This is a genomic window from Sphingobacterium sp. B29, from assembly GCF_001952815.1.
GTDB classification, from domain to species: Bacteria; Bacteroidota; Bacteroidia; order Sphingobacteriales; family Sphingobacteriaceae; genus Sphingobacterium; species Sphingobacterium siyangense.
Map to the genome: position 1 here is coordinate 5,912,920 of NZ_CP019158.1, position 16,668 is coordinate 5,929,587.

General features: G+C 40.1%; 15 protein-coding genes. 8 read left to right on the forward strand and 7 right to left on the reverse strand.

Features of this window, described 5'->3' with window-relative positions:
- Positions 1-57: 57 nt before the first annotated feature.
- Both BV902_RS25425 and BV902_RS25430 read right to left on the reverse strand, forming a co-directional pair.
- On the reverse strand, positions 58-1,215 hold the full coding sequence (locus BV902_RS25425) for a FecR family protein (protein WP_075994292.1): 1,158 nt from the start codon (positions 1,213-1,215) through the stop codon (positions 58-60).
- A 46-nt stretch (positions 1,216-1,261) separates the two neighbouring features.
- Entirely contained in the window at positions 1,262-1,789 is a 528-nt protein-coding gene (locus tag BV902_RS25430; RefSeq protein WP_070569139.1) for an RNA polymerase sigma factor, read from the reverse strand.
- 363 nt (positions 1,790-2,152) lie between these two features.
- Between BV902_RS25430 and BV902_RS25435 the strand changes: the two genes are divergently transcribed.
- The 7 genes from BV902_RS25435 to mnhG are packed head-to-tail and all read left to right on the forward strand — an operon-like array spanning position 2,153 to position 7,892.
- Positions 2,153-4,462 (forward strand): putative monovalent cation/H+ antiporter subunit A, encoded by a 2,310-nt coding sequence (locus BV902_RS25435; RefSeq protein WP_075994293.1) that lies wholly within the window; start codon positions 2,153-2,155, stop codon positions 4,460-4,462.
- Positions 4,463-4,518: 56 nt separating this feature from the next.
- The gene (locus tag BV902_RS25440) at positions 4,519-4,938 is read left to right on the forward strand and encodes a Na+/H+ antiporter subunit B (protein WP_075994294.1); all 420 of its coding nucleotides are present in this window, start codon (positions 4,519-4,521) and stop codon (positions 4,936-4,938) included.
- On the forward strand, positions 4,938-5,294 hold the full coding sequence (locus BV902_RS25445; protein WP_046671609.1) for a Na+/H+ antiporter subunit C: 357 nt from the start codon (positions 4,938-4,940) through the stop codon (positions 5,292-5,294). The genes BV902_RS25440 and BV902_RS25445 overlap by 1 nt, the downstream gene beginning before the upstream one ends.
- Positions 5,291-6,799: a proton-conducting transporter transmembrane domain-containing protein gene (locus BV902_RS25450; protein ID WP_075994295.1), complete on the forward strand. Its 1,509-nt coding sequence runs from the start codon at positions 5,291-5,293 to the stop codon at positions 6,797-6,799. The genes BV902_RS25445 and BV902_RS25450 overlap by 4 nt, the downstream gene beginning before the upstream one ends.
- Positions 6,800-6,818: 19 nt before the next feature.
- Positions 6,819-7,277: a Na+/H+ antiporter subunit E gene (locus BV902_RS25455; protein WP_227550155.1), complete on the forward strand. Its 459-nt coding sequence runs from the start codon at positions 6,819-6,821 to the stop codon at positions 7,275-7,277.
- Positions 7,274-7,549 (forward strand): monovalent cation/H+ antiporter complex subunit F, encoded by a 276-nt coding sequence (locus tag BV902_RS25460; protein WP_046671612.1) that lies wholly within the window; start codon positions 7,274-7,276, stop codon positions 7,547-7,549. The genes BV902_RS25455 and BV902_RS25460 overlap by 4 nt, the downstream gene beginning before the upstream one ends.
- Complete coding sequence (mnhG, locus tag BV902_RS25465) at positions 7,542-7,892, forward strand: monovalent cation/H(+) antiporter subunit G (RefSeq protein WP_046671613.1); 351 nt, start codon at positions 7,542-7,544, stop codon at positions 7,890-7,892. Before BV902_RS25460 ends, mnhG begins: the two co-directional genes overlap by 8 nt.
- Positions 7,893-7,953: 61 nt before the next feature.
- Here the strand turns inward: mnhG and BV902_RS25470 are convergent, their stop codons facing one another.
- Complete coding sequence (locus tag BV902_RS25470; protein ID WP_075994296.1) at positions 7,954-9,045, reverse strand: lactonase family protein; 1,092 nt, start codon at positions 9,043-9,045, stop codon at positions 7,954-7,956.
- 482 nt (positions 9,046-9,527) lie between these two features.
- Between BV902_RS25470 and BV902_RS25475 the strand changes: the two genes are divergently transcribed.
- Positions 9,528-10,877 carry a peptidylprolyl isomerase gene (locus tag BV902_RS25475; protein ID WP_075994297.1) on the forward strand — a complete coding sequence of 450 codons (1,350 nt, stop codon included), beginning with the start codon at positions 9,528-9,530 and terminating at the stop codon, positions 10,875-10,877.
- A gap of 77 nt (positions 10,878-10,954) precedes the next feature.
- Here the strand turns inward: BV902_RS25475 and BV902_RS25480 are convergent, their stop codons facing one another.
- From BV902_RS25480 to BV902_RS25495, 4 genes are all read right to left on the reverse strand, one after another.
- Positions 10,955-11,839, reverse strand: a complete 885-nt coding sequence (locus BV902_RS25480) for a DUF4440 domain-containing protein (RefSeq protein ID WP_070569123.1) — start codon at positions 11,837-11,839, stop codon at positions 10,955-10,957.
- 120 nt (positions 11,840-11,959) lie between these two features.
- Positions 11,960-13,426, reverse strand: a complete 1,467-nt coding sequence (cysS, locus tag BV902_RS25485; protein ID WP_075994298.1) for a cysteine--tRNA ligase — start codon at positions 13,424-13,426, stop codon at positions 11,960-11,962.
- A gap of 21 nt (positions 13,427-13,447) precedes the next feature.
- Complete coding sequence (der, locus tag BV902_RS25490; protein ID WP_070569188.1) at positions 13,448-14,749, reverse strand: ribosome biogenesis GTPase Der; 1,302 nt, start codon at positions 14,747-14,749, stop codon at positions 13,448-13,450.
- A gap of 169 nt (positions 14,750-14,918) precedes the next feature.
- Positions 14,919-16,664, reverse strand: coding sequence for a RagB/SusD family nutrient uptake outer membrane protein (locus BV902_RS25495; protein WP_075994299.1), 1,746 nt, complete (start codon positions 16,662-16,664; stop codon positions 14,919-14,921).
- Positions 16,665-16,668 lie beyond the last annotated feature (4 nt).

Consider the following 16,668-nt stretch of genomic DNA (forward strand, 5'->3'; position numbering starts at 1 on the left):
TTTGATGTATTATTTTATCATAGGCGCGCTATTTTCTTTTTTATAAATTGTTAATCCTTAACTTTTGGTAGCAATAATCAATTTATTGCCTTCTACTTCAAATCTTAGGTTACTGACATAGGATAACATCTCCAATACTTGAGACAGTTTTACATCACGCTCGATACTTCCGGTATACTCCTTGTCCAACTGCACATCTCCTCGGAATGTAACATCGAGATCATACCAACGTGATAGTTGATGTGCAATATTCGTAATCGTTTCCTTCTTGAAATAAAACTCATTATTGTGCCAAGCAAGATCATGGGCCAGATCTGCTTTTCCCTTAACTAAGTTGTCTTTAAAAGAAGAAGCATATTCACCAGGAAATAATTCTACCCGTTGATCATGTTGACGTACCTCCACTCTCCCCTCTGCTAAAGTTGTTCGAACATGATCCGAATAAGAATTAATATTAAAATGCGTTCCGAGCACTTTAATTTCATTACCTTTCGATTCCACAATAAAAGGTTGATCTGACTTGGGGGCAACCTCGAAATAGGCTTCTCCATCCAAAAAGACTCTACGTTCTTTCGGTGAAAACTGCGCAGGAAATTTCAATTGCGATAGCGCATTTACCCAAACTTTTGTGCCATCAGCCAAAGTCATCTTATAGAAACTTGCTTTTGGCACAATCAAAGAATTATACTGCAATGGGATCGCTTGATCTGTTTGCTTAACGATCAGCTCATTGCTGTTCCCGATTAGATTATTGTTTTTAGTCAAGGTTTTAGTGGAATCACTATTCAAAGAGAGCCTGGAGCCATCAGCCAGCACTAATACTGCACCACTTGTAGCAGGAGCAATATCTTGCTTTTTTGAAACTATTACACTTTTATCTCCCGAAAAGAATGAGGCAAAATCACCTCTCCATAATAGAAAACCACCTAACAAGAATACAATAGATGCTGCAATGCTTAAAGACCATTTCCGGAAAGATCTCGCACTGTTGGATTCTTTATTTTTCAACCGCTCCCATGCCTGATTTACATCCAACTGCCGAATAACGGCCAAATCTTCTGCTATATTTTCCGCTTTTCGGAAGGACTCTAAAAGCTGCTTATTTTGTGAACTGGCATTGAGCCATTCATCAAGCTGCACTTGTTCCTCTGCTGTCAATTGACCACAAAGGAATTTCTGTATTAAATCAGTGATATGTCTTGTGTTTTCTTTCATCAATTACCATAAAGAAACTTAAGACGAAGAAAAGGGTGACAAGAATTTAAATATTTTTTAACAAAAATATAATAAGGGGTATAAACTCGGGATTCAAACGTTTGAGTAACATTTTCATGCCGCGTTGCTTTTGTGTTTTTACAGTATTGATACTAATTTGCAGCTCCCGTGTAATTTCAAGATTGGATAAACCTTCAAGATAACCAAGCCGAAAAACTTGTTGACAGGCGAAAGGCATTTCCTCAATAATTTTATATATTTCCTGAATGACCTCACTGTGAATCATATTCAATTCAAGCGCAGTATTATCTTCTTCGGTAAAACCTACAACATTCCAATATTTTTGACGGACCTTTTCATGACGGATATGATTATAACAAGCGAAACGCACAGAACTATAGAGATAGTTCTTTATTGCAATCTCATTATCACTGACATGATCAGTATTTTTGAAATAAGCAATAAAAGAGTCTTGTACCAGATCTTCTGCTAGAGAAAGGTCACCAACAATCTTCCAAGCAAAATGGCAAAGTCCATTATAGTGTGTCTTAAACAATACTTCTTCTTTCTGCATAGTTAGATCTCTTCCACACTCTGATTCTATTATTTTTAGAGATGAGATTATTTAGGGTAAAAAACACATCCAATTGAGGATGTTTAATAATTGTATCGTAAAAATGCTCTTTTTTTTTGTCAATCCCAAATAATAATTCTAAACCCGCATTTATTCCTCTCTAGATTGCTAAACTAGTTTAGTTTTTTTCCGACAAACAAAACAAAATTCCTGCTTTTATTATTTATATAGCGAGAAAACGGCCAAAAACTAGCATTTTTTCGCTTTTTTTTACTATATTGTAAACTTTCAAAAAACCTTCATCGCCATATAAGCATTGGCAACGATGAAATGTAGAAGGTTAAAAATTAAAACAAAGACTACATGCTATTTACTGTTCTTTCAGGACTAATAACATCGAGCCTTATTGTTCCATTTGGTCGATTCCTAAAAACCAAATGGGGTTTTATTCTCGCATTCTTACCGGTACTTCTATTTCTATACTTTGCTCAATATATTGTACCTATTGGTCAAGGCTCCTATTTCGTCCAATCAACATCGTGGGTGCCCTCCTTAGGCATCAATCTGGATTTTAAATTAGATGGACTGTCACTACTTTTCGCCTTATTGATTACTGGGATCGGATCCTGTATATTCTTTTACGCGAATGCCTATCTCAAAGGTCATCGATATATCGATCGATTCTTTGGCTACCTCTGCCTTTTTATGTCGGCTATGCTGGGGCTTGTCCTGTCGGACAACATGTTACTATTGTTTATCTTTTGGGAACTGACCTCGATCAGCTCATTTTTTCTCATTGGATTTAACAATGACAAAAATGATTCACGCAAAAGCGCACTGACTGCACTATCCATTACCGGGTTGGGTGGTTTTTTTCTACTGGCAGGTTTTATTTTGCTGGGTAATATTGCTGGCACTTACCATATTACAGCTCTCATCGGCAAAGTATCGATCATTCAGCAACATCCACTCTTTCCCCTGGTCTTTGGCCTCGTAGCACTTGGAGCGATTACGAAATCAGCACAATTCCCTTTCCATTTTTGGTTACCCGGTGCCATGAAGGCGCCAACACCTGTGTCGGCCTACTTACATTCGGCAACCATGGTAAAGGCCGGAATCTACCTTTTGGCCCGTTTTTCACCGATACTTGGGGGCAACCCGATCTGGATGTATTCCCTCATGGCCATTGGTGGCCTCACGATGCTTTATGCCGCCTTCCATTCGCTTTTCAGAACAGACCTCAAGGGAGTACTCGCTTATTCAACCATATCCGCCCTCGGTATTTTGGTTTTCTTATTGGGGCTCGGCACCAAGGATGCCATTATTGCTGCAAGTGTCTTTATACTCGTACATGCCCTATATAAAGCCGCATTATTCTTGATTACGGGGATTATAGACCATGAAACCGGAACGCGGGATCTTACAGTCTTGCGGGGGCTACGCAAGGTATTAATGCCTGTCGCTATCGCAGGTTTCCTAGCGGCACTTTCCAGTGCAGGTATTCCACTTACATTTGGATTTATTGGAAAGGATCTGATTTACGAGGCAACACTACATGCCACACCCGATTTATTTCTCTATTTGACCGTCGCTGCAGTAGTAACAAATATACTCTTGGTCTCTGCTGGATTTATGGCCGGCATCAAACCTTTTGTGGGTAAGCTACCCGAGCAATTTAATACAATCCACCTGCCCTATAAAGCCATGTGGATCCCACCTCTACTTTTAGCTATATTAGGAGTTGTCTTTGGGTGCATCCCAGGACTTGTCGGCGAATGGATTGCTGGACCTACCGCAACAAGTATACTCGCAAAACCCGAAACATTTCACCTGAAAATCTGGCATGGCTTTAATTTAATCCTGCTACTAAGCGCTATTACAATTGCCGCTGGTACGTTGCTTTATTTCACAAACAGGCCCAGCGAGAAAAAATTGGCTTGGATTGCAAATTTCAATAAGATTTCTCCTGAATATATCATCCAATTATGTGCGCAGGAAATTGTTTTGTTCTCTACTTTCTTCACCAACAAAATGCACAACGGCTATTTGCGTTCGTATTTGTTGAAAATTATCTTATTTGCCGAATTATTGATCGCCTACCAGTTATACCTGGGCGGGCCACTCCATATCAAATGGGAAACCTTATCTCCAGTGAGTTTCTACGAAGTTACCACAGTCTGCATTTTGATCGGCGCCATTGTACTCACCATCCGCACCTCATCCCGTTTAACAGCCGTAGTAGCCACCAGTGTTGTAGGCTATGCCATATGTCTTATTTTCGTGTTTTACAGTGCCCCAGATCTAGCGATGACGCAATTCACCATTGATACACTCACGGTGGTACTCTTCGTATTGGTACTCTTTAAGCTCCCTTCTTTTCTGAATTTGGCCAACCGACGCACCATCATTCGCGACGCCGTGGTCGCTATCGTTTTTGGAATTCTGCTATCCATGGTCGCACTCCGTGTCCTCCATGAACCAACGACAACCAATATCAGTGATTTCTATGGCGATTATGCTTATGTGCTTGCTAAAGGAAAAAATGTCGTCAATGTAATACTTGTGGATTTCAGAGGTTTTGACACCATGTTTGAAATTGTAGTATTGAGTATTGCTGCATTAGGGGTATATAGCTTATTAAAATTACGTTTAAAATCCTCTGATAAAGAATAATGATTGATAAAGGTTATGCACAAATGAGCTAATAACTCCTTGCTAAATAGTAACAAATGAACAGTACAATATTACAGACCGCTACGCGGTATTTATTACCGATACTCTTACTTTTCTCGGTGTTCCTTCTACTCAGGGGGCATTATTACCCCGGCGGAGGTTTCGTTGGCGGCTTGGTTGCTTCGATTGCCTTTGTGCTGCATAGTTTTGCCTTTGGCCCTCAAAATACCATGAAACTGATTCAGTACAAACCCTTGTCACTTATCCCCATAGGATTGGGGATTTCGGCCATAAGCATGTTCTTACCTGCATTTTTTGGCTACCCCGTCATGACCGGGCTTTGGCTGGAAGAGAAAATCCCCGTTATCGGGATGATAGGAACCGCCTTATTTTTTGACCTTGGTGTATACTTTGTTGTCATCGGTGTTGTCCTGACAATTTTATTTACAATTGCTTTAACTACTGAAGAAGAATAATGGAACTGATACTCGTGTTATTGATCGGCATCCTTTATGCTGCCGGAATATACCTCATCTTGCGTCGAAGCATGGTGAAATTGTTGTTGGGGATTATGTTACTGGGCAATGGTACCAATATATTGATCTTCTTATTGGGAAATATTATAAAAGGTAAACCACCCATCATTGGCCCCGATCTGAAGGTATTCACCGATATTTATGCGGACCCGATTCCGCAAGCACTTATTTTAACGGCCATCGTGATCAGCTTTGGCCTAACCTCCTTTGCCATCGTTTTACTCAAGCGTGTATATGCATTGCTGGGTACAGATGATCTGGATGATTTGAACACGCCTGAGGAAGAAGATATATGATAGACAACCACATTATTGCCACGATTATCGTGCATTTATTTATTGCTATTGTCCAACTGATGTTGTGGCGCAAATCCACTGCACAACGTTTTCTGAGCGTTGGCGGAAGCTTGCTCGCACTTATTCTTGCCTTCAAACTATTCTTCAAGGTTTATGATGATGGTATTCTGACCATGAATGCAGCGAATTGGAAAGCTCCTTTTGGGATCGTTTTTGTTGCCGATCTATTCAGCAGTACCCTTGTTCTCCTCACTTCTATCGCAGGCCTGGCGGTCTCCATCTTTTCCTGTGTCGGTGTGGGGCGCCAGCGCATACTCTATGGTTATTTCCCGATCTTTCACTTTTTGATGATGGGGCTCAATGGGGCTTTTCTAACCGGTGACATCTTCAATCTGTATGTATGGTTTGAAGTTATTATTATTTCCTCTTTTGTGCTGATGACTTTGGGGGGCAGAAAATCCCAATTGGAAGGTGCCGTAAAATATATGGCCATGAATATTCTGGCTTCCACATTTTTCTTAACAGGAATAGGTATACTTTATGGTATTTCAGGCTCATTAAACATGGCCGACCTGGCCCTGCGTATTCCTAAAATACAAAATCAGGCTTTAGTAGAAATTACAGCAACATTTTTCCTGATCGGTTTCGGTATTAAATCCGCCGTATTTCCACTCTATTTTTGGTTACCGTCCTCTTACCATACGCCACCTTCGGCCGTAGCAGCGACATTTGGAGGCTTATTGACCAAGGTTGGGATCTACGCCTTGTTCCGGGTATTTTCCTTACTATTTATTCCCAATCATTTTACCAAGGAACTGCTTATCGTCTTAGCCATATTGACTATTCTAACGGGTGCTTTTGGCGCACTGATCAAAACTAATATCCGAAGGTTGTTTTCTTATTTGATCGTTTGTCATATCGGTTTTATGATTGGTGGACTGGGCTTATATAGTAAATGGGCTTTATTGGGGGCAGTATTCTATCTGATTCATGATATCATGGTCAAAACGAATTTATTCCTCATAGCCGGTGTTATACGACAACTCCGCGGCACCATGGATATGACTAAACTGGGCGGACTTTATGCCCAATACCCAAAGATTTCATTACTTTTTGCCATTGTTCTTTTTTCACTGGTGGGCATCCCGCCTCTCTCGGGCTTCTGGCCTAAAATCTATCTATTCAAAGATGCCTTCCACTTAGAGAAGTATGCTTTCGCGGGAGCCCTGATTATTGGTAGCTTTATCACCTTGTTTGTCATCGCCAAAATGTGGGCGCAGGTATTCTGGAAAGATGCGCCTGATCCGGAAATCATTGAGGACAAATTTGCGGGTATGATCGGCTATAAAAGAACAATGCTCATACTGCCTGTTGTTATTTTGGCTTCTGCGTCCCTGTATATCGGACTCAACGCTGAAGCGATTATCCATGTCGCGGATCAAATCGCTACACAATTATTGGACACATCACCTTACATAAACGCTGTATTAGGAGGGCAGAAATGATATGATAAAACAGTTTTTAATGAACCTCATGTTATCCTTCATCTGGGTCGCATTGACGGGATCGATGTATTACACCAACTTCCTATTCGGCTTTATGCTGGGATTTGGTATCCTCTGGCTTATGAACAGGAATGAGGTGGACCAACGCTACTTTTATCGGGTCCCCAAAACATTGAGTTTTATTCTTTTTTTCCTGTGGGAAATGATTGTTGCCAATGTGCAGGTTGCCTACGACGTGATAACCCCCAAGTTTTTTATCAAACCTGCGATTGTCAAGTATCCCATGGATGCAAAAACCGATTTGGAAATTAACCTGCTTTCAACCTTTATCTCGTTGACACCCGGCACACTCATCCTCGACGTAAGTGAAGATAAAAAAACGCTCTTTATTCACGTCATGTACATGAAAAGCAAGGAACAGTTTGTTTCTACCCTTAAAAATAATGTTGAACGAAGACTTTTAGAACTCTTAAGATGACTTTAAATAGCTATTTTGACTATGTGATCCTTCCGATCTTGACTATCTCAGTCATATTGGCTTTTATTCGTCTGTATAAAGGTCCCCAGATATTTGATCGTGTTATTGCCCTAGATCTTATTATCACCATCGGAATTGGCATTATTACCGTTTATAGTATACGAACTTCGCAGGAAGTGTTTTTAGACATTGCCATGATCTTGGCGCTTATCGCATTTCTTGGTACGATCGCATTTTCATTTTATTTAGAAAAACAAAGCAAAGATGATTGATATTACTTTAGCCATTCTCAGTACCATCGGGGCCTTGGCCATACTATTTGCGTCTATTGGTATCTTGCGGATGCCCGATTTTTATTTACGCCTTTCGGTTACGGTAAAGGCGGCAACGCTGGGTGTGGGACTTTTACTCATCTGTGCGGCAATGACCTTCCCGGATGTATCCGTAACGACCAAGGCTATAGCTATTGGATTTTTTCTGATCCTAACGGCTCCGGTTGCAGCACACATGATTGGTAGGGCAGCCTATATCCAGCGGGTAAAAACATGGAAGGGAACCACCTTAAATGACCTTGAAAAGGAAGGTAAATTAGATTGTAGAAAAGAAGATTTTTAAGAAAAAGCGCATACGGTTTTTCCTAAAAATCTTCTTTTCTTATTCGAACTTCTTTTCTGGATTAGAAGATAATGCAAACTGGTGCTGGTACAGCAATTTCTTTTCCAGTATCTGTCAACAAACCCGTTTTAGCATCCCGACTAAACAAAACAATGTTGTTGGTATATTGATTGGCGACCAAAAGATATTTCCCATCCGGAGAAAGGTTGAAATTACGCGGACCTTTACCTTTTACTGAAAGATTCGCTATTTTCTTCAATTCTCCATCCTTTTCTACCGAAAAAGTAGCTATCGTATTGGCATCGCCACGGTTGGTCGCATACAGGAATTTTCCATCAGCAGAGATCTTCATGTCAGCACCGCCGTTACTTCCTTTAAAACCTTCGGGGTTAATATCAAAAGTACTTTGATACATCCATGCATCGCCATCTTTCTTATACGATGCAATTTGACCGGTCATTTCCAATACGACATACAGGAATTTCTCTTTCTTATCAAATACAATATGTCTAGGACCGCCACCAGCAGGCGTAAAGATATCTTCTGATTCATCAGCAAGACTATAGGCATTTCCAGTTTTATTCACCGGATAAATAGAAATCTCATCCAAACCAAGATCTTGGACGTACAACTTATCCCCTTTATTGGAGAAAAAAGTAGAATGTACGTGTGGCTTTTCTTGGCGAACGGGGTCCACTCCCTTACCCTCGTGTTGTATTAATCGTGCTCTTTTGCTCAAAACACCATTACTTTCTAAATCAAACAGCGCTGCAGAGCCGCCTGTATAATTTGCTACAGCGAGCAAGCTACCCTTAGGATGTACTTCAACAAAACAAGGCGACTCCCCTCCGGAAGGAAGTGAGTTTAGAAAAGTTAAATGACCGTCCTTAAAAGAATAGGCAGAAACAGTCCCCTCTTGATTTGGAACCTCATTAACGGCATAAATAAAGTTATTATTTCGCGCTAAAAAGGATGGATCTTTACTTTCTTGCGTGCTCGACAAGGTTGTTTCACCAGTTTTAACATCAAAATTATAAATATAGATGCCCTTGCTCGCGGTTTTGCTCGTATAAGTGCCCACAAACATGGGAATCTGTTGCGCAAAACTAGCCAGAGGTAAAATTGTCATCAAATAAATAAATGCTTTTTTCATTGAAATTATTTTATAAATGTAGCTACTCATTTGTTGAATGAGACCGTTACATCAAGTTTGTTTCTAAATTATACGGGCCCCTACTTAAATTCACCCATTCATCCTCCGTGTGAGGATCTAAAAACCCCGCTATTTTATAGGCGTAAATATCGTCAATAGACTTGTTAAATTTGGTTAAAACCGTCCTTTCTAATAGGCAAATGCGTATTTTAGCACATCAATTTTAACAATTCTAAAATCACCCATTTAAAATATTGGGAATACAAAAATATTGTTAAATAAAAGTACGAATAATTCATATAATCTGATAATTTTGTGCTGTTGTTCAAAAAAGTATATATTGAACACAATTACTACACATACCGCCGAAGGCAGCGTGAATGCTTGTGACAAAAAAATAAATGATGAACAAATAACCGAGTGAAACGAGTTCATTTATACAAATGAAGATCACTCATAAATATCATAAATAATTTATACGGATGAAAAAAAACATTTATATATTGTTTTTATTGCTGTTTGCATCAATTCAGGCCAGTCTTGCGCAACGTCAAGTTATTGATCGCGTTGTAGCAACGGTTGGATCGGGCATTATCTTACAGTCCGACGTGGATATGCAATATTCTCAATGGTTAGCGCAAGGGAATAAACCTAATGAAAATTTTAAATGCGGCGTACTTGAGCAGTTAATCATTCAGAAATTGCTTTCCCAACAGGCAGTAATTGACTCTATAGATGTAACGGAAACCGAAGTTGACGATAACCTTAACTCTCGCCTACGTCATATGTCACAACAGGCAGGAGGGCAAGAACGTCTTGAAAAATTCCTCAATCGCTCTTTATTGCAATACAAAGAAGAAATGCGTTCAAGTGTTTTTGAGCAATTGAAAGCTAACAAAATGCAGCAAAACATTGTTCAAAAAGTAGACGTAACACCATTGGAAGTAAAGCGTTATTTTGAAGGCTTGAATAAAGACAGTCTGCCTTACTTCAATACCGAGGTAGAAATTGGTGAGATTGTGATGATGCCCAAATTGACAGATGCGGAAAAAAAAGAGCAGCGAGATAAGATTGAAGGTATCCGCAAGCAGATTGTAGATGGATCGGACTTTGGTACAATGGCTCGTATATACTCGCAAGATCCCGGATCTGCTCCGTATGGAGGTGATTTAGGTTTCGGCACACGTGACAACTACGTAAAGGAATTCTCCGCGATGGCTTTTAAATTAAAACCGGGAGAAATTTCACCAATTGTAGAATCCAAATTTGGCTTTCATATTATTCAGGTACTCGAACGACGGGGCGAAGAGGTGCATACACGCCATATCCTGATGAAGATCAATCCTGGTACTGCTGCGTTGGAAAGAACGAAAAATAAATTGGACAGTATCTATAAACTGGTTGTTGACAAAAAAATGGATTTCTATCACGCTGCTACAAATTATTCGGATGCAGAAGAAAGCAAATTCAATGGGGGTATGATCCTAAATCAAGAAGGCTCAAGCCGCACAACCGTAATTCCTATGGATGGCTTGGAAAAATCAGTATTTACAGCAATCGATCCCCTAAAGCCAGGAGAATACTCCAAACCAGAGCAATTTACAGACAAAATGGGCGATGTTGGCTACCGTTTCAATTACTTGAAAACACGTATTCCGCCGCACAAAGCAAATTTGGACGAGGATTTCACCAAAATCAAAGAGGCTGCCAGACAAGATAAAATCAATCGCAATCTAAGTAAATGGTTCGATGATAAATCGAAAACAACATTTATCAATATCAGTGACGAGTTTGGTTCATGCGATGAATTGAAAAAATGGAAAAAACAATAAGTGTACAACACTTATCCTATAAAAAAGGGCTTGAATAGTATATATTCAAGCCCTTTTTTTATTTGGCAATCGTCATGCTATTTCTCAAACATCATCTCGATCAGAATATTCCAGTTCGCTTTCTTCACATCATCCTTCGCCAATTCGCTCAGTTGCCAGATACGAATATAATTATACTTCACCACCTTATCCTTTTGTCGTACCGTTGCAGTTCCTTTTGTATAGGCAAAATCGCCACTATACGAACGTTTTACTTCTTCCGGGACTGTTTCTATCGTCATCCGCTGTTTTTTGAGATAAGCCATCATTGTGGCCTTTCCTTCCATCGGACTGGTCCAAGGGAACAAAAAGCGGACATCCTCGCTTAAAAACTCCTTATATGCGGTTGGGTTATCGGCCTTCAGAACTGTTGACATCAATTTGTCTGTTTCCAGGACAATATCTTCACGCTGATTTAATCGCACTTTAGAGCGATGCTTCAGATACCACGAATCGGTAGGTTCGATATATTCAAGATCAAATTCCCCATCCTTCCCGTTGTTTTCAACTTCGGCCCGAATATCGACCAGCCACTTACCCTTTTTGTTGCGTTTCCAGACAGTCAAGTATTCTCCATGACGCAATCTTGCACCTACTTTCTGAAAGTCCATAGACCCCGAAGTCACACCAAATTCCTGACTTTTAGCAATCAACGCAAACGTAGGTTGCCAATTTAAAACATCGGGAATATTTGGTCTATTATTAAGATAGTTATAAGCATTTACTGCCGATGGGACATAAAACGTAGATTCCTTATCAATGATCGAAAGAAACGCTTGATGCGGTGTAGAGGCTTTAGCCAGTGCAGCAGCATCCTTATCGGCCTGCAATAGGCTTCCAACTTTCTCAGGTATCTGCGCATAAAGTGTTGTACCAGCAACACTCATGAATGCGACGACGGATAGCCTATTCCAAAAATTCATATGCAAATTGATCTTTCTTTTAAAGGTTACATGGAATATCCATTGGTTTCCACGATAATGTGTTTTCCCAATAGGAATATTCCATTTTATTCCTCTTTTATAAATTCGATTTCTTATCTATCAAATCTTATTCCAAAGTGTTCCTTCTTTGCTATCTTTCAATTGAATTCCAATAGAATTAAGCTCATCACGAATACGGTCAGAGGTGACGAAGTCTTTATTTGCTTTGGCTTCATTACGTAGTTTAATGACCAGATTCATGACGTCATCGATATCATCGGATGCTGAAGTCTGATCGTTTCTAAGCCCTAGGATATCCTCAACAAATTCTTTCATGAATACTTGAAGACCTTCCAATCCCTCAGCTGTTACTTTCGCTTTACCATCATAAATCGAGTTGATGATACGTACTATTTCAAACAATTCGGCAATGAGTACAGGACTATTAAAATCGTCATCCATAGCTGCGTAACACTTGCGGCGGATTTCAGCTAAATTGAATGAATCAGCACCCTTCGACACTTTCAATTTGTCTAAAAGACTGATCGCAGTCATAAGTCTTTTATACCCCTTGTCGGCCGCATCCAATGCCTCATTGGAGAAATCCAGCGTACTTCTATAATGTGCCTGCAACATAAAGAAGCGTACGGCCATCGGCGAATAACCTCTATTCAATAAGGGATGATTTCCAGTAAATAGTTCGCCCGGTAAAAATCCATTTCCGGCAGATTTGGACATACGCGCACCATTTACAGTCAACATATTCGTGTGCATCCAATATTTGGCAGGGCTCGTATGGTTACATGCTTCTGATTGTGCAATTTCATTGGTATGATGTGTCGCTGCCAAATCCATTCCACCGCCATGAATATCAAACTGATCACCTAAGTACTTTCTGCTCATGGCCGAACATTCAATATGCCAACCTGGGAAGCCAACACTCCAAGGTGCAGGCCAACGCATAATCGTTTCAGGTTTTGCTTTGATCCATAAGGCAAAATCCAAACGTCCCTTTTTCTCATCCTGACCGCTCAATTCACGGGTATTATTGAGCATATCCTCCAATTTACGATTGGTCAATATCGTATAATCGTATGTTTCAACGTATTTTTCAACATCAAAATAGACTGTACCGTTGCGCTCATAGGCATAGCCATTCTCCATAATCTGTTCGATCATTTCAATCTGCTCGGAAATATGTCCTGTCGCAGTAGGCTCAATACTGGGCGGCAACGTATTGAAAAGACGCAATACGTCATGAAAACCTATCGTATACTTTTGAACAATTTCCATCGGTTCCAATTGTTCCAATTTTGCTTTTTTTGCAAATTTATCATCCCCTTCATCACGATCGCCTTCCAAGTGTCCCGCATCGGTAATATTGCGCACATAACGCACTTTATAACCAAGGTGACGCAAGTATCTAAAAATCAAATCAAAAGACACAAACGTCCGACAGTTCCCCAAATGCACATCACTGTACACTGTGGGCCCACATACATACATACCAACAAGATTGGGATGAATAGGTTCGAATTTTTCTTTTGTTCGCGAAAGCGTATTGTATAAATAGAGATTATGGTCCATGTTTAATCGCTGCTTGGAAATCTATTTTTGTCTGAAATATATTTGAATTGGCACCCCTGTAAAGTCAAAGTTCTCACGCAATTTGTTTTCAATAAAACGTTTGTACGGATCTTTGATGTATTGTGGTAGATTACAGAAGAATGCAAACATCGGTGTCCGTCCTGGCAACTGTGTTGCATATTTAATTTTGATATATTTACCCTTTAAGGATGGCGGTGGATAATTCTCGATAATATCCAACATCACTTCATTCAATTTGGAAGTAGGGATCTTTTTGGTTTTGTTGGCATATACCTTGTCGGCAACTTCCAGTACCTTAAGAACACGTTGTTTTTCGGTTACGGAAGTAAAGATAATAGGCACATCTGTAAATGGTGCTATTTTCTCTTTGATGCGATCTTCAAAAGCCTTCATTGTTTTGTTGTCCTTTTCGATCAAATCCCACTTATTGACAACAATTACGATACCTTTACGGTTCTTCTCTGCCAGGTTGAAAATATTAACATCCTGCGCTTCTAATCCATCCTGTGCATCCAACATTAAAATCGTCACATCAGAATCTTCCAAGGCTTTGATGGTACGCATCACCGAATAAAACTCAATATCTTCATTTACTTTGGACTTACGACGAAGACCTGCAGTATCGATCAATAGAAAGTTATGTCCATATTGATTGTAATGTATACGGATTGAATCACGTGTCGTCCCTGCCATTGGCGTTACAATGTTGCGATCTTTGCCGATCAAAGCATTTGTCAAAGAAGATTTACCCACATTCGGGCGGCCTACGATGGTATATTTAGGTAAGGATTCTTCTTCTTCCTCCTCCACTTCGAAATGAGAAACCACAGCATCCAACAGTTCACCTGTACCCGATCCTGTAGCCGACGAGATATTGAAAACCTCTCCTAAACCAAAGGCATAAAACTCTGCCGATTCATGATGCAATTTCGCGTGATCGACTTTATTGGCCACTACATACACAGGTTTGGAGCTTCTTCTCAGAATATCAGCGATTTCGTCATCCAAGTCGGTAATGCCAGTTGTGACATCCACCATGAATATAACTACTGAAGCTTCTTCAATAGCGATATAGACCTGATCGCGAATAGCTTCTTCAAAGACATCATCCGAACCATGTACAAAACCACCTGTATCAATTACTGTAAATTTCTTTCCGATCCACTCGGCTGTTTCATAATGACGGTCGCGCGTCACCCCGCTAAAGTCATCAACAATCGCTTTTCTACTTTCTGTAAGACGATTGAATAAGGTAGATTTACCAACATTTGGACGACCAACAATTGCAACAATATTTGCCATATTTATTTTATTTGATCCACCCACTATCACAGCAGGTGGCACTTTTATGCTAAAAATATACTTAAGGGAACAAAGATACGGATTCGAAAGGGATTATCGCGACACAAAAACAAAAATGGCTTTACCGTGAAGTAAAGCCATTTATAGGGTTTAAATTATCAATATTCGCCTAGTTAGACGTTGGATTCTGAGTCAATTTGCCCGGATATGAATTGATCGCATCCTGAGGAATAAAATAAGTTACTCTAAAATCTGTTGGTACAATATCTTCAAATTGTTTCTGTGGCCCCGGATAGGTACGGTTTAACGGGTCCCCATTACGGAACACATCGTAGCTGCGTTCAGCCTGATAGGCCAATTCCAACTGACGTTCTTTGTCAATCAGTTTGCTTGCACTGGCCGCATCAATTGAAGTATATCCGCCATTGACAATAGAACGATTTCTGATGGTATTTAAATCATTTAGCGCTGCACCATAATTACCTAATTTTGCATTAGCCTCTGCGCGGTTTAAATAAATTTCACCCAAGCGGCTGATTACAGGGGAGTGCAGTTGAGACTCCTCACCTTCACGTGAGCATTTCACAATATAAAACTGTGGATAAGCACGATTTAAGGAAATATAGTAATCAATCATACCCGAATAGGTATTACCGTCTTCATAGGTAATGGAATAAGTTTGCTGACCAGCATTAATTGTCGCTAAAGTATATTCTTTAACAACTTCTTGATCACCCACCTTTTTTACTTCTCGAGCAATTACTGTATTCCCATTAATAATGGCCGGAATTTGCACATAACTTAATGTTTTAGGGTCACCGACTTTTGCAGGTGAGTTCTGTTTGATAAATCGAAAAACAGTTGAGTAATTGCCTTTATCGTCTTTGGAATAAGTCGGCTCTATAAAAGCTGCGCGTGCGTCCACAATGCTATAATGATCTGGCCGCCAGTCATTACGACCAGTTTCATTCAAAAGATCAATATATTTGGCACTGGAATACATCTCACCCCAGCCCATACCACCAATATTGGAATACATACCACCGATACCATAATAATGATCATCGCCCGAGAACTCAGACGCAACACGTTTCACGGCAAAGATGGTCTCCTTGTTATCTTCAGGTCTAAAGGTATTGTATTTCATGAACTGCTCACGGGCCAACAAGACATATTTACCTGAATTAATCACCTTATTGGCATACTCTAAAGAAAGACGTGCATATTCCGCGTTCGGATTCTTATATGTCCCGCTCATGTATAGATAAATGCGAGAAAGCATTGCCTGCGCTGCACCCTTAGACGCATACGCTGCCCCTTTATCAAGTGTCATTAAAGCTTCTGCTTTTTTCAGGTCACTGATCGCTTGCGCGTATGTATCTTTGACAGACGAACGATCGGGCAAGTTTAAATCATTGAAGACATCGTCAGGAGTACCATTAACGATCGGAACACCAAGATTTGTCTCTGGACTTTGATAATATGGCTTCCCAAATGCACGGCAAAGGTAAAAATACATCATTCCACGGATGTAATAACATTCACCCAGTTTATTATCCATTTCTGTACTCTGACCTTCCGCAAACATCTTGATTACGTTCGAAGACTGTGCAATAGCCTTATAGCCATAGTCCCAAAAATTTTGCAAACGGTAATTATTGGGTGTTCTCGCATAGGAGATAAATTCGTAGAACGCATCTGTCGACGACCCGCGGATCATCATATTATCACCAGCGTATTCACCAAGACGGTGCATCGGATCAGACCAAGCTTTTAACTGCGCATAGGTACCTGTTACCATTGCATCCGGATTATTAACGATATTTTCTTCATCCATTGAAGTATAAGGAAGACGATCTATATCACAAGAGGACACTGCTGTAGCTATTAAAAGTCCTATTAGTATTTTTTTCATGATT